Source organism: Stenotrophomonas sp. WHRI 8082 (assembly GCF_040223995.2).
Taxonomy (GTDB): domain Bacteria; phylum Pseudomonadota; class Gammaproteobacteria; order Xanthomonadales; family Xanthomonadaceae; genus Stenotrophomonas.
Genome location: NZ_CP167826.1, coordinates 409271 through 426782, shown reverse-complemented (window position 1 = coordinate 426782; position 17512 = coordinate 409271). Strand labels below are relative to the sequence as shown.

Below are 17512 nucleotides of genomic sequence, written 5' to 3'. Positions count from 1 at the left end.
TCGCGGAGAGAATCCGCAGAGCGTGAGCAGAAGCCGTAGCGCCGACCCACGGTCGGCGAGCGCAGCGGGCCGTTCGCGGTGAAATTCCGCCGAGCGTGGCTCGGCGCTACCGAAGCATTGCCGTAGCGCGCGGCCAGATGTCAGCCGGCCAGCAGCTTCCGCGCCGCGGCGCGGGCTTCTTTGCTGACTTCGACACCGCCCAGCATCCGCGCGAGTTCTTCTTCGCGGGCCTTGGTGTCCAGCTTTTCCACCGCGCTCTGGGTCATGCCGTCGACCGGCGCCTTGCTGACGCGATAGTGTGCGTGGCCTTTGGAGGCCACCTGCGGCAGATGCGTCACGCATAGCACCTGACGCTTTTCGCCGAGGGCGCGCAGCTTCTGCCCCACGATATCGGCCACCGCGCCGCCGATACCTGAATCGACCTCGTCGAACACCATGGTCGGCACGGCATCCAGATCCAGCGCGGCCACTTCGATGGCCAGCGAGATCCGTGACAACTCACCGCCGGAGGCCACCTTGCGCAGTGGTCGCGGCGGCTGGCCAGCGTTGGCCGCCACCAGGAACTCCACCCGCTCGGCACCCTGCGGGTCCGGCTTGCCGGCGTCCTGCGGTTCCAGCTGGATCAGGAACTGGCCGCCGCCCATGCCCAGCTCGGCGATCAGCCCGGTCGTGGTGGTGGACAGCTCCGCGGCAGCGCGCTGACGGCCTGCGCTGAGTACGGCAGCCTGTTCGCGCCATGCGGCAGCCGCTTTTTCGATTTCACCGGCCAGCTTCTGCAGGCGCACATCGGCCCCTTGCAGCTGCTCCACTTCGGCCTGCATGCGGTCGCGCTGCGGGCCGAGTTCTTCCATCGGCACCCGGTGCTTACGCGCCAGATCGTGCAGACGGCCCAAGCGGCGCTCGTTTTCTTCGAACTGCTCCGGATCGGCGTCCAGATCGTCGTGCACGCGGTCCAGCAGGGTCAGTGCTTCCTGCAGCTGGATGCTGGCGCTGTCGATCAGTGCGTCCACGTCGCCCAGCCGGGCATCGTGTTCGATCAGGCGGCCGAGGTCACCACGCACCTGCGCCAGCAGGCCCAGCGCGGAAGCGTCTTCGTCACCGTTGATCCGCGTGGTGGCCGTGTCGCAGGCACTGAGCAGGGCGCTGGCGTGCGCCTGGCGGCGGTGGCTGGCACCGAGCGCGGTGATGGAATCGGGCTCCAGGTCTTCGCGTTCCATTTCCCGCAGCTGATGCTCCAGGAAGCCGATGCGGTCGCTGACATCGCCCTGCTGGGACAACGCGGCGGCCTCGTCCACCAGGGTCTGCCACGCGGCGGCGGCCACGCGCACGGCGCGGCGCTCTTCGGCGTTGCCGGCGTAGGCATCCAGCAGCGAAAGCTGCGAGGGCCGGGTCAGCAGGGCCTGTTGCTCGTGCTGCCCGTGGATTTCCACCAGCAGCGAGGCCAGGTCGGTCAGCTGGGACAGGGTGACCGGGCGGCCATTGATCCACGCACGCGAGCCGCCATCGGCGCGGATCACCCGGCGCAGTTGGCAGTGTTCGTCGTCGTCCAGCTCGTTGTCGGCTAGCCAGCGCCGTGCGGCGGCCAGCTGTTCCAGCGCGAATTCGGCGGAAAGCTCCGCCCGCGCGGCACCGTGGCGCACCACGCCGCTGTCGGCGCGAAGGCCTGCCAGGAAGCCGAGGGCGTCCACCATCAGCGACTTGCCCGCGCCGGTTTCGCCCGATACCACCGTCATGCCGGGCCCGAACTCGAGTTCGGTGGCGCGTACGACGGCAAAATCCTTGATCGATAGATGTCTAAGCATGGTCCGTTGAGTCTCTCAAGCCGCGCAACGCTAGCACGGGCGACGGGGTGGTCCAATGACTTGCCAAGAGGGCATGCCGGCATTATCTAGTGTGTGAGTCTCACAGGCTGATCCGATGCCGTCGTCTTTCGACAACCTTGCTCCACGTTCACGCCATCTGCTGCGCACCCTGATCGCCCGCCACATCCAGGATGGCGAACCGGTCGGGTCGGCAACGCTTGCGCGCACGTCCGGGCTGGACGTCAGTGCGGCAACCATCCGCAACATCCTGGGCGACCTGGAAGAGCTGGGGCTGCTGAGTTCGCCGCACACGTCGGCCGGTCGCGTGCCCACGGCGCATGGCTATCGGGTATTCGTCGACAGCCTGGTGCAGATGCATCCGCCGGGCGAACAGGACCTCAGCCGGCTGCGCAGCGAGCTGCCCAGCGGCGCCGGTACGCAGGCCCTGCTGGGCAGCGCATCGGAGCTGCTGTCGGCGATGAGTCACTTCGTCGGGGTGGTCAGCGCGCCCCGGCGAGGGCAGTTTGCCTTCCGCCAGATCGATTTCGTGGCGCTGGACGCACACCGGGTGCTGGCGATCGTGGTGTTCGCCGACAACGAGGTGCAGAACCGGGTGATCGAGGCCCGCCGGCCCTGGGAGCCGGGCGAGCTGGAGCAGGTGGCCAATTACCTCAATGCCCACTTTGCCGGGGTGCCGCTGGCGCAGATACGCCGCCGCCTGCTGCACGAACTGCGCGACACCCGCAGCGAGATGGAGCAGTTGCTGGCGCACAGCATCGAGCTGGCCGAACAGGCGCTGGAGCCGCCGGCCGACGACATGCTGGTGGCCGGCCAGACCCGCCTGATGGGCGTGCAGGACCTGACCGACCTGGAGCGCCTGCGCGAACTGTTCGAGCTGTTCTCCAGCAAGCGGGAGATCCTGCAGCTGCTGGAGCGCACCATCCAGGCGCCGGGCGTGCGCATCTTCATCGGCGAAGAAACCGGGGTGGTGCCGCTGAAAGGCATGTCGCTGGTCACCGCACCGTACACCGCCGACGGGCAGGTGCTGGGGGTGCTGGGGGTGATCGGGCCCAAACGGATGGCCTACGACCGCATGATTCCGCTGGTGCAGGCCACGGCCGAGGTGCTGGGGGCGGCCTTTTCTCCCGGATCGGTCAACTCCGTGCCACGCAGCGCTTGAAACGCAGTTTCCCGCCCACACTAGGTGGGATGGAGGCGGGGAGTGACCGCCAGGGAAACGCACATGAACCAAGATCAGCACGATATCGAATCCAACCCGGCCGCCGACGAGGCCGCTGCCGCCCACCACGACCAGCTGGAGCAGCTGCGCGGGGAGCTGGAGCAGGTCAAGGCCGATGCGCTGCGTGAGCGCGCCGACCTGGACAACCAGCGCAAGCGCGTGGCCCGTGACGTGGAACAGGCCCGCCGCTTTGCCAACGAAAAGCTGCTCGGCGAGCTGCTGCCCGTGTTCGACAGCCTGGACGCCGGCCTGAAGGCGGCGGGCGAAGAGGCCAGCCCGCTGCGCGATGGTCTGGAAATGACCTACAAGCAGCTGCTGAAGGTCGCCGCGGACAACGGCCTGGTGCTGTTGGACCCGACCGGCCAGCCGTTCAACCCGGAACACCATCAGGCCATCAGCCAGGTAGACGCCAACGGCGCCGCACCGGGCAGCGTGGTGCAGGTGTTCCAGAAGGGCTACCAGCTCAACGACCGCCTGCTGCGCCCCGCGCTGGTGGTGGTCGCGCGGGACTGATCGCAGCGGCAGGCGAGGGTGTAGCCGACTTCAGTCGGCTTCGGTACCAGCAGCCGACGGTAGAGCCGACTTCAGTCGGCTTCGGTAGGAGCAGCCGACTGAAGTCGGCTCTACCTGGCAAAGGCCAGCAGACGGCAAGGGCCAGCGGCAGGCAAAGGCCAGCAGCCGGCAAGAACCAGCAGCCGGCAAGAACCAGCGCCGCGCCGCGCGATTTTCCCGCCAGACGCTGAACGCGTTTGGCCTTGCAGAAACACAGCGTTCGGGGGATGGCTTGAATGTTCCACGAGCCTCCCCCACATCCCATTCATACACCGGCCACGGCCGGATTCACCGAATTATCTTCAGGAGTTCCCCATGGGCAAGATCATTGGTATCGACCTCGGCACCACCAACTCGTGCGTGGCGATCATGGACGGCGGCAAGGCCCGCGTCATTGAAAACTCGGAAGGCGATCGCACCACCCCGTCGATCGTCGCCTACACCAAGGACGGCGAAGTCCTGGTGGGTGCCTCGGCCAAGCGCCAGGCGGTCACCAATCCGAAGAACACCTTCTACGCGGTGAAGCGCCTGATCGGCCGCAAGTTCACCGACGCTGAAGTGCAGAAAGACATCTCCCACGTGCCGTACTCCATCCTGGGGCACGACAATGGCGATGCCTGGGTGGCTACCAGCGATGCGCGCAAGATGGCGCCGCAGGAAATCTCCGCCAAGGTGCTGGAGAAGATGAAGAAGACCGCCGAAGATTATCTCGGCGAGAAAGTGACCGAGGCGGTCATCACCGTGCCGGCCTACTTCAACGACAGCCAGCGCCAGGCCACCAAGGACGCCGGCCGCATCGCGGGCCTGGACGTCAAGCGCATCATCAACGAGCCGACCGCGGCTGCGCTGGCCTACGGCCTGGACAAGGGTGACAGCAAGGATCGCAAGATCGTGGTGTACGACCTGGGCGGCGGCACCTTCGACGTGTCGGTGATCGAAATCGCCAACGTTGACGGTGAGAAGCAGTTCGAGGTGCTGGCCACCAATGGCGACACCTTCCTGGGTGGCGAAGATTTCGACAACCGCGTCATCGAATACCTGGTGGAAGAGTTCAACAAGGACCAGGGCATCGACCTGCGCAAGGATCCGCTGGCGCTGCAGCGCCTGAAGGACGCTGCCGAGCGCGCGAAGATCGAGCTGTCCAGCGCCCAGCAGACCGAAGTGAACCTGCCGTACGTGACCGCCGATGCTTCCGGTCCGAAGCACCTGAACATCAAGCTGACCCGCGCCAAGCTGGAGTCGCTGGTGGACGAGCTGATCAAGAAGTCGATCGAGCCGTGCCGCGTTGCGTTGAATGATGCCGGCCTGCGTGCCAGCGACATCAACGAAGTGATCCTGGTCGGTGGCCAGACCCGCATGCCGAAGGTGCAGCAGGCGGTGACCGAGTTCTTCGGCAAGGAACCGCGCAAGGACGTCAACCCGGACGAAGCCGTGGCACTGGGTGCGGCGATCCAGGGCGGCGTGCTGGGCGGCGACGTCAAGGACGTGCTGCTGCTGGACGTGACCCCGCTGTCGCTGGGTATCGAAACCATGGGCGGTGTGTTCACCAAGATCATCGAAAAGAACACGACCATTCCGACCAAGGCCTCGCAGGTGTTCTCCACCGCCGAGGACAACCAGTCGGCCGTGACCGTGCACGTGCTGCAGGGTGAGCGCGAGCAGGCCCGGTTCAACAAGTCGCTGGCCAAGTTCGACCTGTCCGGCATCGAGCCGGCACCGCGCGGCCTGCCGCAGGTGGAGGTGTCCTTCGACATCGACGCCAACGGTATCCTGCACGTGTCGGCCAAGGACAAGAAGACCAACAAGGAACAGAAGGTCGAGATCAAGGCCGGTTCGGGTCTGTCCGAGGACGAGATCGCACGCATGGTCGCCGATGCGGAAGCCAACCGCGAAGAAGACAAGAAGTTCCAGGAACTGGTGCAGGCCCGCAACCAGGCCGATGCCCTGATCCACGGCACGCGTTCGGCGATCACCGAACACGGCAGCAAGGTCGGTGGCGACGTGATCGGCAAGGTCGAGGCCGCACTGGCGGACCTGGAAACCGCAATGAAGGGTGACGACAAGGCGCAGATCGAGTCCCGGTCGAAGGCGCTGGAAGAAGCCGGCCAGGCACTGTTCGCCGCCGCTTCGGCCGGTGACCAGGGTGGTCCCGCCGACGCGGATGCCGGTGCGAAGCACGACGACGTCGTCGATGCCGAGTTCACCGAAGTAAAGGACGACAAGAAGTCCTGATCCAGACCGACGCGGGACGTTGCCTCACGGCAGCGTCCCGTCGTCGCATCAGGGTCCTGACCGCCAGCAGCGGGTCGGGGCGCCCGACGCAGGAGCGGACCATGTCCGCTTTTCTGCTTTGACGAATCCCGACGTACCGGAAAGCGATCCATTCCATGAGCAAGCGTGATTACTACGAAGTTTTGGGCGTAGCCCGTACCGCGACCGACGAAGAGCTGAAGAAGGCATACCGTCGTTGCGCGATGAAGCATCACCCCGACCGCAATCCGGGTGACGCGGCGGCGGAGGCTGCCTTCAAGGAGTGCAAGGAAGCTTACGAAACGCTGTCCGACGGCAACAAACGCCGCATGTACGATGCCCACGGCCACGCGGCCTTCGAGCACGGCATGGGCGGTGGCGGCGGTGGTCCGGGTGGTCCGGACATGAACGATATTTTCGGTGACATCTTCGGCAATATTTTCGGAGGTGGGGCCGGTGGCCCGCGCCAGGCGCGTCGCGGTGCCGACATCGGCTACGTGCTGGAGCTGGATCTGGAAGAAGCGGTGCGGGGTGTTGAGCGCCGCATCGATATCCCGACCCTGGCCGAGTGCGGTGACTGTGACGGCAGCGGTTCGGAAGACGGCAAGGTGGAAACCTGCACCGTCTGCCATGGTCGCGGCCAGGTGCGCATCCAGCGCGGGATCTTCGCGATGCAGCAGGCCTGCCACCATTGCAACGGCCGCGGGCAGACCATCGCCCAGCCGTGCAAGACGTGCCACGGCAACGGTCGCGTGGAAGAAGACAAAGTGCTGTCGGTGAAGGTACCTGCGGGCGTCGATACCGGTGACCGCATCCGTCTGGCTGGCGAAGGCGAGGCCGGTCCGGCCGGCACGCAGCCGGGCGATCTGTACGTGGAAGTGCGTGTGCGCGACCACGCGATCTTCCAGCGCGACGGCGATGACCTGCACTGCGAAGTGCCGATCCGCATTTCGCAGGCATCGCTGGGTGACAGCATCCGCGTGGCGACCCTGGGTGGCGAGGCGGAGATCCGCATTCCGGCCGAGACCCAGACCGGCAAGCTGTTCCGCCTGCGTGGCAAGGGCGTGCGATCGGTACGCAGCCGCAGCGAAGGCGATCTGTACTGCCGTGTCGTGGTGGAGACCCCGGTGAACCTGACGCCCGACCAGCGCAAGCTGATGGAGCAGTTCGAAGCCACCTTCGTGGGCGAGGACGCGCGCAAGCATTCGCCGAAGTCGGCGACGTTCATCGATGGCGTGAAGGGTTTCTGGGACCGGATGACGTCTTGATCCCAGGGTCGTGACGGCCGCTGGCCGTCACGGGTCTGCCGCTGCGCTCGCCGAGCACGGCTCGGCGCTACCGAAGCCGGGTTTGGCGCGTTCCACCGGGCGCGGCGCACCGCCGGGCGTGGTGCATATCGTCAGGCGCGGCGCGTTCCACCGGGCGCGGGCGTAAAATGCGCCCATGAGCGAATCCCTTGAAAATCATCTGGTCCACGGCCGCCGCCAGCGGCCGGATGGACCCTCGCCGGTCGATGTCATCTCGGTCCAGTCGCAGCTTGTGTACGGTCACGCCGGCAACAGCGCGGCGGTACCGCCGCTGCGCGCGCTGGGCGTGCGGGTGGCCGAGATACCGACCACCTTGCTGAGCAACGCGCCGTTCTATGCAACCACCCGTGGCCGCGTGCTGCCGGTGGACTGGTTCGCCGATCTGCTGCGCGGTACCAGCGAGCGCGGGCTGCCACAACGTGCGCGGATGCTGGTCTCCGGCTACTTCGGCAGTGTCGACAATGGCGCGGCATTCGCCGATTGGCTGGATGAGATCCTGCCGCTCTGTCCGCAACTGCGTTACTGCCTGGATCCTGTGATCGGTGACACCCACACCGGCCCCTATGTCGAACCTGGCCTGGAGAAGGTCTTTGCCGAGCGGCTGCTGCCGCATGCCTGGCTGGTCACGCCCAATGCGTTCGAGCTCGGTCGGCTGACCGGCATGCCGTCGCTGGCCCAGGACGATGCCATCGCCGCGGCCCGCGCGCTGCTGCAGCGCGGCCCGGAATGGGTGCTTGCGCACAGCGTGTCGGGCGAGAGCGGTGAGCTGGTGACGCTGGCCGTGGGCCACGAAGGCGTCTGGCGCTGGACCTCGCCGTTGTTGCCGGTGGACGTGGCCGGTACCGGCGATGTGCTGATGGCGCTGATCGTGGCCTTCCTGCTGCGCGGGGAGACCCTGCAGCAGGCCATCAGCCGCTCGGTGTCCGGCACCCATGCCGCACTGGAAGCGACCCTGGCCAACGGCGTCGAGGAGTTCGACGTGCACGCGGCTGCACCGGCCGCCTTGGCCCAGCCGGAGCGGTTCGCGGTGGAGCGGCTGGCATGAGTGCGTCGCCGCAGGTGATCGGCATCGTTGGCAGCGCCGGTGCGTATGGGCGCTGGCTGCAGCGCTTTTTCAGCGAGCGCATGCAACTGCGGGTGATCGGCCACGATCCGGCGGATCCTGCGTCGCACACGCCCGAGCAGTTGTTGGAACAGGCGGATGTGCTGCTGTTTTCCGCACCGATCCGCCACACCCCCGCATTGATCGCCGACTACGTGCAGCGTGCGGCTGGCCGCGAGGCGGGAACGCTGTGGCTGGACATCACCTCGGTCAAGGAAGCACCGGTGGAGGCGATGTTGGCGTCACGCGCTGAAGTGGCAGGCCTTCACCCCATGACGGCACCACCGAAAGCGCCGACGCTGAAGGGCAGGGTGATGGTGGTCTGCGAAGCGCGTGTGGATCGCTGGCAGCCGTGGCTGCAGGAACTGTGCGCCGCACTGCAGGCCGAATGCGTGCGCGCGACGCCGGCCCACCACGATAAAGTGATGGCGCTGGTGCAGGCAATGGTGCACGCCGGCCATCTTGCGCAGGCGGGCGTCCTGCGCGGTTACGCGGCGGAACTGGGTGATCTGTCGGCGCTGCTGCCATATCGCTCTGCCTCGTTCGAGCTGGATACGGCGATCATTTCGCGCATCCTCTCGTTGAACCCGGCGATCTACGAAGACATCCAGTTCGGCAACCCGCACGTGGCGCCGATGCTGGAGCGGCTGATCGCGCAGCTGCAACAGTTGCAGTCGCAGGTGCTGCAGGGCGATGACGACGCACGCGCGGCATTCCGCCAACAACTGCTGCACGACAATCGCGACGCGTTCGGGCCGGACGTACTCGCTGATGGCAACTACACCTTCGAGCGCGTGGGTTATCTGCTCGCCGATCTGACCGAGCGGCAATCGCTGTCTGTCCATCTGCCGGAAGACAGGCCGGGCTCGCTGCGCGCGTTGCTGCACGTGTTCGAGCAGCACCAGATCAGCCTGGCCTCGATCCATTCCTCGCGCACGCCGGGTGGCGAGGTGCATTTCCGCATCGGCTTCGTGCCCGGCAGCAGCGACATGGCCATCGCCGCCGCTGCAGCTGAAGTGGACGACAGCGGCATCGGGCGAGTACTTCCACGCTGACGGTTTCATCCACAGGCCGTGTGGATGGTTTCCGCACAAACATGTGGATAACCTGTCTCATCCCTTGCGACGCTAGGCTGTCAAGATGGGTGGTGAAAACTTCGCCACCCATCGGATGGTGGCATCCACGGTAGCGCCGAGCCATGCTCGGCGGAGAGTCCCGGGACATTGTGATAGTCCCCGCCGAGCATGGCTTGGCGCTACCGTTTTCTCAGCTCAGATGCTCAGGCGCACATCGCCACCGGGCGTTACGAACTCCCGCCCCTTGCGGACCAGCGCGCGGCCGTCTTCCAGTTCGTAACGCGGTTCTACCGCGCTCGCCGCTGCTGCCGCCTCGTCGGGCTTGAATTCAAGAATGATGCGGCTTTCGCCATCCGAATCGGTGGCGGGAAACTGACGGAATGACATCGTCTACCTCCTTCAATCATCGAACATGCGGCGCCAGCGTGCGCCGCCACTCGTTAGCCGCGCGTGGTCAATCGATGAACTGCAGTTTCGCCAGGTCCGCGTACAAGCCGCCTTCGGCCAGCAACTGCTCATGCGTGCCTTGGGCGATGATTCGTCCATGGTCCATCACCACGATCCGATCGGCCTTGAGGATGGTCGCCAGGCGATGCGCGATGACCAGCGTGGTGCGTCCCGCCATCAGGCGTTCCAGTGCCTGCTGCACCGCCCGCTCGCTCTGCGCGTCCAAGGCGCTGGTCGCTTCGTCGAGCAACAGGATCGGGGCATCCTTCAGCAACGCGCGGGCGATGGCGATGCGCTGCTGCTGCCCACCGGACAGGCGCGCACCACGCTCGCCCAGCTCGCTCGCGTAGCCTTCGGGCAACGCACGCAGGAAGTCGTCCGCTTCGGCGGCGCGTGCGGCCGCTTCCACTTCAGCGTCGCTCGCGTCCAGCCGACCGTAGCGGATGTTGTCCCGTGCACTGGAGGCAAACAGCGTGGGCTGCTGCGGCACCAGGGCCAGCTGCGCACGCAGGGATGCCGGGTCCATCGCACGCAGGTCGATGCCATCAACGGTGATCGCACCGGAAAGCGGATCATGGAAACGCAGCAGCAGCTGCAGCACCGTACTCTTGCCGGCGCCGGAAGGACCGACCAGCGCCACGGTTTCACCATGCCGCACGTGCAGGCTGAAATGCTCCAGCGCCGGCGTGTCCGGGCGCTGCGGGTAATGGAACACGACATCGTCGAAATGGATCTCGCCGCGCAGCGGTACCGGCAGCGCGGTGGGCGTGTCAGGGGCGCGGATCTCAACGTCTTCCTGCAGCAGTTCGCTGATCCGGCCCATGCCGCCTGACGCACGTTGCAGCTCATTCCAGACTTCGGCCAGCGCGCCGACCGAGCCGCCGCCAATCAGCGCGTACAGCACGAACTGCCCGAGCGTACCGGCCGTCAGACGACCGGCGATGACATCGTGCGCGCCCAGCCACAGCACGCCGACGATGGCGCCGAACACCAGCAGGATGGCGCTGGCCGTGACCAGCGACTGCGCGCGGATGCGGCGCTTCGCGGCGCGGATCGAATCGCTCAGTGCCACGCCGAAGCGACCCTGTTCGTAGGGTTCGCGCGCATGTGACTGTACGGTGCGCACGGCGCCCAGTGTTTCGGCCGCCAGACTGTTGGCATCGGCGATGCGGTCCTGGCTGTCGCGTGAGATCCCGCGCAGGCGGCGCGCCCCGATGATGATCGGCAGCACCGCCAGCGGAATGCCCAGCAGGGCCCAGGCGGCCAACCGCGGACTGGTCACGAACAGCATCACCAGGCTGCCGACCACGGTCACGCTGCTGCGCAGGGCGACGGACATGGTGGAGCCGATCACGCTGCGCAGCAGTTCGCTGTCCGCGGTCAGGCGCGACACCAGTTCGCCGCTGCGATTGCGGTCATGGAAGCCGGCCCCCAGGGTGATCAGGTGCCCATACAACTGCGCGCGCAGGTCAGCGACGACTTTTTCGCCCAGCAATGAAACAAAGAAGAAGCGCGCCGCCGTGGCGAGCGCCATCACTACCGCCACCAGCATCAGCAGGGCGAAGGCGCGGTTGATCTGGCCGCCACCGGTGAAGCCGTGGTCGATCATCTGCTTCACCGCCGGCGGCAGGCTGAGCGTTGCCGCCGACGACACCGCCAAGGCGGCCAGCCAAGCGCTGAACAGCCCCGCGTGGCGGCGTACGAACGGCCACAGCGTACTGAGGCTGCCAAGGCGCTTGAGGGTGGGGCGGGGCGGGGCGGCGTCAGTCATCGGTGGGGCACTCGGAAGGTTGCAGCAGGCGTACCCGGTTACGGGTGGCGTCGCGCAGGCGCGTTTTCAATGCGTCGCACTGGTCAACGGGCAGTTCGATGCGGATGGCGACCCCGTCGGCGTCGAACGATTCGTCCAGCTTCAAGGCATTGTGCGCCGCCAAGGCCGCGTGCAGCGCGCCCAGGTCGTCGAACCCGGCACGGATGTGCAGCTGCGCCAACGCGATCAGCGGCAGGCGTGGCGCGATGCGCAAACACTCGGCTGCCGTGCCGCCATAGGCCCGCACCAGTCCGCCGGCACCCAGCTTGATGCCGCCATACCAGCGGATCACCACCACCATGATCCGGTCGAAGCCTTGTCCGTCGATCGCCGCCAGGATCGGCCGGCCGGCCGTGCCTGCAGGTTCCCCGTCATCGCTGGAGCGATATTCGTTGCCGTGCCGGTAGGCCCAGCAGTTATGCGTGGCGTCGGGCACCGCGACATGCTGCAGGAACGCGAGCGCATCGCTGGCATCGCCGATGGGTGCGGCGTGCGCGATGAAGCGGCTGTGCTTGATCTCCAGACTATGGTGGACGGCAGCGGCGAGGGTGTCAGGCATCCGTGCAATGTTACCGCGCCGGCTCGCGCTGGGCCGGGTGGGCGGTCAGACCGTCAATCGGCCAGCAGCGGCTGCAGGTCGCGCGGCAGGCGCGTTTCCGGATACTGGAACAGATAGCGCTCCAGGCTGGCGCGGGCGACATCGACGTCCCCTGCGTCGCGGCGATGGCGGATCTTCTGCAGCCATTGGCGGCGTGTCAGCTGCGCGTCGGCCAGCACGGCGTCCTGCACGGCTTCGGCACTCAGCGATGCCGCCTGCTTGCGCTGCGCGAAGGCCTGCGGGTTGTTGGCCTGCGCATTTTCCGGCGCGGCGCGCAGGCTACGTGCGGTACGCGAAGAGGACGATTCGACGTCGGCTGCGCGTGGCTCTGCGGCATCCGCTTCCATCGCGGCAGCCGGCGCTGCGGCGTACGCATCGGCGCGTGCAGGCGCAGGCGCGGCGGAAGGTGCGGGAAGCGGAGGCGCGGGAAGCGGATGCGCGTGCGGCACCGCGCGCTCACGTGGCGCCGGTTCTGCAACGACAGGTGGGGGCGCCGGGGCGGCTTCGGGTGCGAGGGCCGGCTCGGGCGCCCTGCGTGCTTGCCGTGTCGCTTCTGCGGGGGCAGCGGGTTGTGCCGCCGGCCGCTCATCAGCCTGCATCACGGCCGATGCGTCGGCCGCTTCGTCGGCCTGCGCAGGGCGCGCAGCGGGCGCGCTGCTGTCTGCCGCTGCAGAGGCCGGCGCGGGTGCCGCCTCGACGCGGGCGGGGGCCTGCGGCGGCTCGGGACGCAGCTGCCAGGCCAGGCCGACGGCGAACACCACCGAAGCGGCCACGCCGAACACGGCAGGCCAGCGCGGGCGACGGTGCTGCAGGCGCGGGGTGGGTGCATCGGATGGCGCTGAAGGGGCCGCGTCATACCTGCCACGATCGTCTAGCACCGCCGCGCGGGCGGCCGCCAGCACGGCGGCATCCACCGCAGGCGGGGGCGCCTTGTCCAAGCGGCCACCCAGCAGCTTGGCCATCTCGCGCTCTTCGGCCGTCAGCGGATCGTGGCGATTCAGGTCGGAGCCGGTCATGGGGTCAATCCTGCGCGCAATTTGTCCATCGCGTAACGCAGCCGCGACTTCACGGTTTCCCGGCCAACGCCGGTGATCTGGCCGATCTCTTCCAGACTCAGCTCCTGCTCCAGGCGCAGCAGCAGCACCTCGCGCTGGTCGGGCGGCAGGGCATCCATCGCCTGCTGCACGCGCCGGCGCTGTTCAAACCCGCTGAGCTCGGTTTCAGGCGTGTGCCCATCCACCACGGCCTCCACCCGTGCGTCAGCATCGTACGGCGCAGGCGGGCGGTGGCGGGACGCGCGCCAATGGTCGTTCAGCCGGTTATGGGCGATGCGGAACAGCCACGTGCCGAAGGCGGCGTCGGGCTGCCAGCCGGCACGGGCCGCGATGACCCGCTGCCACACGTCCTGGAACATTTCTTCAGCCAGGCCGGGATCGCGCAGTTGCCGCAGCAGGAAGCCATGCAGCTTGCGCCGGTGACGCTCATACAGGGCTTGGAACGCGGGCAGGTCGCCGCCGGCCCAGGCGAGCATCAAGGCTTCATCGGTTGGCAATGCGGCAGTGTCCACGGCGCACAGGGTAAGGCCTGCCCGCGACGACGCATAGCGGGTCGTGCCGGAGGCGGGGGCGGCAAGCAACGGGCGAGGAATGGACATGTCTCCCTCCCTAACGGACGAGGGGGGGCAGAGGGGTTGCAGGGCTCCATTTCCGGGGGTGGAAAGCGCTATGCTCCGCGTCAAGGGGAGGTGTCGGGAATTCCCGCGCCATGGGGTCGTCATGTTGTCCAGCCAGATCGTTGCGCCATTGATGGAAACACCAGGCGACGCCGTGGTGACGGCCGGGGTGTTGCAGGCCTTGCACGGGCTGCTGCCGGCGGGCGCGACGCTGCAGGCGTACTGGAACGACCCGCTGCTGGGCGAGGGAATGCAGGGGTTCCCCTGCGACGGCGCGCCCTGCAGTACAGCGGACTGGGCCAAGGTCGGCGTCTGCGACGATCGGCACCAGCAGTGGCAGCACGCCGGTGCACGACTGGGCCTGCAGGTGGATGCGCAGAGCGTTCCGCCGGGTTGGTGGCCGGTCGCCCGCGAAACATTGCAGGCGGCGGTGCGGCAGGCCCGCCAGGACGCGCAGATCCACGTGCTGGAAGACGGCAAGCGGCTGCAGCAGGCGCTGTATGAAATCGCGGACCTGTCCGGGGCCGAGCTGGAAATGGCCGAGATGCTGCGCCATGTCCACCGCGTGCTGAACACCCTGATGTACGCGCACAACTGCTTCATCGTGGAATACGACGATGTGCGCAGGACGATACGATTTCTGTACTTCGCTGATCAGATCGATGACTTCGTCGCCGATGCCTCGCGCACCTATGCGGAAAGCGAGATGCCCGGCAGCCTGACCTTCGCGCTGCTGCAACACGGGCAGGCGCTGAGTGGTCCATCGCGGCAGCTGCTCGCCAGCGTCGGGCAGGATGCACAGCACTGGCGCGGACCGGAAAGCCTGGACTGGTTGGGCGTGCCGATGCTGCGCGACGGCCGGGTATGCGGCGCCATCGTGGTGCAGAGCTACGACCAGCATGATCGCTATGGGGATGCGGATCGCGCGTTGCTCGGCTTTGTGGCCCAGCACGTGCAGACCGCGATGGACCGGCGCCAGGCGCAGGTGCAGCTGGAGCGGCAGGTGGAACGGCGCACGCTGGAACTGCAGCGGGCGAACCGCAGCCTGCAGGATGAAGTGTTCGAACGTCGGCGTGCGGAAAAACTGCAGGCCGCGTTGTACGGCATCGCCGAACTGGCGATGAAAGCCGAGAGCCTCTCGCAGTTCCATGCGCAGGTGCACGGCATCGTCGGCACGCTGCTGGATGCACGCAATTTCTACATCGCGCTGGTGAACGAAGCGGGTGACGGACTGGAGTTCGTGTACTCGGTGGACGAATACACCACGTTGCGGGCGCCGCGCGCTTTCAGCCAGGGACTGACCGAACACGTCGTGCGTGAGCGCAAGCCGCTGCTCGCTGCGCGCGCGGCTATCGATGCGATGATCGAGGCGGGGCAGATACGCGAATCCGGAGTGCGCTCGCAGTGCTGGCTGGGTGTGCCGCTGCTGCGCGACGACGAGGTGGTTGGTGTGATCGTCGTACAGAGCTACAGCGCGGATGTGGGATTCACTCCGAATGATCAGCGGCTGCTGACGTTCGTGGCGCAGAACATCGGCGCCGGGTTGGCGCGGCAGCGCGACCAGGAGCGCCTGCGGCTTGCCCACGCCGGGCTGGAGCAGCGCGTGGAAGAGCGCACGCGCGAGCTGGCCGATGTCAACGAAAAGCTGCTCGGGCAGATCGCCGAACGGCTGCGCGCCGAGCAGCGGCTGACCCACCAGGCCATGCACGACGGCCTGACCGGCCTGCCCAACCGCATTCACCTGCTGGATCGACTGGAGGACGCGCTTGCACGCGCACGGCAGGGCGAGGGCGGCGAGTTTGCCGTGCTGTTCCTGGACCTGGACCGCTTCAAGCTGGTGAATGACAGCATCGGGCATGCGGCGGGCGACCAGATGCTGGTCGAAGTGGCCCGGCGCATCGTCTCGATGCTGGGGGCCGACGACGTGGTGGCACGCTTGGGCGGCGACGAGTTCGCCATCCTGCTGCAGTGTCCGCAGGGGCTTGCGCAGGCACTCGAGTTCTCGCAGCGCATGCTGCTGGCGCTGCAGGAATCGATGTGGGTGGCAGGGCGCGAATTGTTCCCGTCGGGCAGCCTGGGCATCGCGCTGTGGAACAGCCGCTACCACCGCGGCGAAGAGCTGCTGCGCGATGCCGACGCGGCGATGTACCGGGCCAAGGCACAGGGCCACGACCGCTGCGCGATCTTCGATGAAGACATGCGCGAACAAGCGATGCGCAGCCTGGACCTGGAATCCGACCTGCGCCGGGCGATCATCAACCACGATTTCATGCCGTACTACCAGCCGATCGTTCGCCTGTGTGATGGCGAGATCGTCGGCTACGAGGCGCTGCTGCGTTGGCAGCACGAAACGCGGGGGGTGCTGTTGCCGGGGGCCTTTCTCGACCTCAGCGAAGGCAGTGGCCTGATCGAACAGGTGGACTGGCTGATCTACGAACAGGTGATCGCCGCACTGGCGCACGGCGGCAGCGGGTATGTATCGGTGAACGTGTCGCCGCGGCATTTCCGTTCTGCCGATTTCAGTCAACGGTTGTTCGGGCTGATCGAAGCGTTCAACGCCGACCCGCACCGCCTGCGGCTTGAAATCACCGAAGTGGCCCTGCTCGATGACGGCCCGCGCACCCTGCGCGTGCTGCAGGCGCTGCGCGAGCGCGGCATCCTCGTACAGCTGGACGACTTCGGCACGGGATTCTCCGCGCTGTCCTACCTGCACCGTTTCCCGATCACCACGCTGAAGATCGACCAGAGCTTCATCGCCGGCCTGAACGGACCGGAGGCGAAGAGCACCTTGGCGCTGGTCGAAGGCGTGGTGTCACTGGCCCGCACGCTGGGCATCGACACGATCGCCGAAGGCATCGAAACCGAGAGCCAACGCCAGATACTGCTCGGCCTGGGCTGCGACTACGGCCAAGGCTACCTTCTCGGCCGCCCCGCCCCGCGCTGAAGCAAAAAAGGGGACGGAGGGGATTAAGTCGCATTCGACCACGTCCGTGGCCGAATGCGACTTAATCCCCTCCGTCCCCTTTTTTTCGTGTTTACGGGACCAGTGCCTTGCGGCGCTTCTCATCGATCCACTTGGAGGCCTGGGCGGGCTCGTAGTGGCGCATCCATTCCAGCATCTCGTCGATGTCCGAGCCGTACCACAGGTCGGCGCGCTGGGCGGGGTGCAGGAAGCGCTCGTCGACCATGCGGTCGATCATGCCGATCAGCGGGGCGTAGAAGCCGTCGACATCGAGGAAAGCGCAGGGCTTGCTGCCGATGCCCAGCTGGCGCCAGGTCAGCATCTCGAAGATCTCTTCCATGGTGCCGAAGCCGCCGGGCAAGGCGACGAAGGCGTCGGACAGGTCGAACATGCGCGACTTGCGCTCATGCATCGAGCCCACGATTTCCAGGGAGGTCAGGCCGCGGTGGGCGACTTCCCAGTCCGCCAGCTGCTGCGGTATCACGCCGGTGACTTCACCGCCGGCCTCCATCACCGCGTTGGCCACCGTGCCCATCAGGCCGACATTGCCACCGCCATAGACCAGGCGCAGCCCGTCGCGGGCGATACGTTCACCCAGCGCGGCGGCGCGTTCGCTGTAGATGGGCTTGCTGCCTGCGTTGGACCCGCAGTAAACACAAATGGACTTCATGGGATTTCCTGCAAATAACGACAA

At 66.9% G+C, this 17512-nt stretch carries 14 protein-coding genes; 7 read left to right on the top strand and 7 right to left on the bottom strand.

The genetic code is table 11. The annotated features are described in order from the left end of the window. Window positions 1-140: 140 nt before the first annotated feature. Window positions 141-1802, bottom strand: a complete 1662-nt coding sequence (gene recN, locus ABRP17_RS01770) for a DNA repair protein RecN (protein ID WP_349985291.1) — start codon at window positions 1800-1802, stop codon at window positions 141-143. A gap of 115 nt (window positions 1803-1917) precedes the next feature. Between recN and hrcA the strand changes: the two genes are divergently transcribed. The 6 genes from hrcA (at window position 1918) to ABRP17_RS01740 (ending at window position 9308) form a co-directional block, all read left to right on the top strand. After that, entirely contained in the window at window positions 1918-2982 is a 1065-nt protein-coding gene (gene hrcA, locus ABRP17_RS01765; RefSeq protein WP_188324320.1) for a heat-inducible transcriptional repressor HrcA, read from the top strand. A gap of 63 nt (window positions 2983-3045) precedes the next feature. Next, window positions 3046-3555, top strand: a complete 510-nt coding sequence (grpE, locus tag ABRP17_RS01760; protein WP_188324319.1) for a nucleotide exchange factor GrpE — start codon at window positions 3046-3048, stop codon at window positions 3553-3555. A gap of 354 nt (window positions 3556-3909) precedes the next feature. After that, a complete protein-coding gene (dnaK, locus tag ABRP17_RS01755; protein WP_188324318.1) occupies window positions 3910-5826 on the top strand; it encodes a molecular chaperone DnaK in 1917 nt (638 codons plus the stop codon). Window positions 5827-5981: 155 nt separating this feature from the next. Beyond that, entirely contained in the window at window positions 5982-7112 is a 1131-nt protein-coding gene (gene dnaJ, locus ABRP17_RS01750) for a molecular chaperone DnaJ (RefSeq protein WP_188324317.1), read from the top strand. A 175-nt stretch (window positions 7113-7287) separates the two neighbouring features. Next, a complete protein-coding gene (gene pdxY, locus ABRP17_RS01745; protein ID WP_349985290.1) occupies window positions 7288-8196 on the top strand; it encodes a pyridoxal kinase in 909 nt (302 codons plus the stop codon). Then, the gene (locus tag ABRP17_RS01740; RefSeq protein WP_349985289.1) at window positions 8193-9308 is read left to right on the top strand and encodes a prephenate dehydrogenase; all 1116 of its coding nucleotides are present in this window, start codon (window positions 8193-8195) and stop codon (window positions 9306-9308) included. Before pdxY ends, ABRP17_RS01740 begins: the two co-directional genes overlap by 4 nt. A gap of 216 nt (window positions 9309-9524) precedes the next feature. On the opposite strand, the gene ABRP17_RS01735 is transcribed toward ABRP17_RS01740, so the two are convergent. From ABRP17_RS01735 to ABRP17_RS01715, 5 genes are all read right to left on the bottom strand, one after another. Then, the gene (locus ABRP17_RS01735; RefSeq protein ID WP_192080655.1) at window positions 9525-9716 is read right to left on the bottom strand and encodes a hypothetical protein; all 192 of its coding nucleotides are present in this window, start codon (window positions 9714-9716) and stop codon (window positions 9525-9527) included. Window positions 9717-9783: 67 nt separating this feature from the next. Then, window positions 9784-11547: an ABC transporter transmembrane domain-containing protein gene (locus ABRP17_RS01730; RefSeq protein ID WP_349985288.1), complete on the bottom strand. Its 1764-nt coding sequence runs from the start codon at window positions 11545-11547 to the stop codon at window positions 9784-9786. Continuing rightward, the gene (locus ABRP17_RS01725) at window positions 11540-12145 is read right to left on the bottom strand and encodes a YigZ family protein (RefSeq protein WP_188324312.1); all 606 of its coding nucleotides are present in this window, start codon (window positions 12143-12145) and stop codon (window positions 11540-11542) included. Before ABRP17_RS01725 ends, ABRP17_RS01730 begins: the two co-directional genes overlap by 8 nt. Before the next feature lie 53 nt (window positions 12146-12198). Continuing rightward, complete coding sequence (locus ABRP17_RS01720) at window positions 12199-13200, bottom strand: hypothetical protein (protein WP_349985287.1); 1002 nt, start codon at window positions 13198-13200, stop codon at window positions 12199-12201. Beyond that, window positions 13197-13838: an RNA polymerase sigma factor gene (locus ABRP17_RS01715; protein WP_188324311.1), complete on the bottom strand. Its 642-nt coding sequence runs from the start codon at window positions 13836-13838 to the stop codon at window positions 13197-13199. The genes ABRP17_RS01720 and ABRP17_RS01715 overlap by 4 nt, the downstream gene beginning before the upstream one ends. A 121-nt stretch (window positions 13839-13959) precedes the next feature. On the opposite strand from ABRP17_RS01715, the gene ABRP17_RS01710 reads away from it, so the two are divergent. Then, window positions 13960-16800 (top strand): EAL domain-containing protein, encoded by a 2841-nt coding sequence (locus ABRP17_RS01710; RefSeq protein ID WP_349985286.1) that lies wholly within the window; start codon window positions 13960-13962, stop codon window positions 16798-16800. Between the two features lie 91 nt (window positions 16801-16891). On the opposite strand, the gene ABRP17_RS01705 is transcribed toward ABRP17_RS01710, so the two are convergent. After that, on the bottom strand, window positions 16892-17488 hold the full coding sequence (locus ABRP17_RS01705) for a TIGR00730 family Rossman fold protein (protein WP_192080659.1): 597 nt from the start codon (window positions 17486-17488) through the stop codon (window positions 16892-16894). Window positions 17489-17512 lie beyond the last annotated feature (24 nt).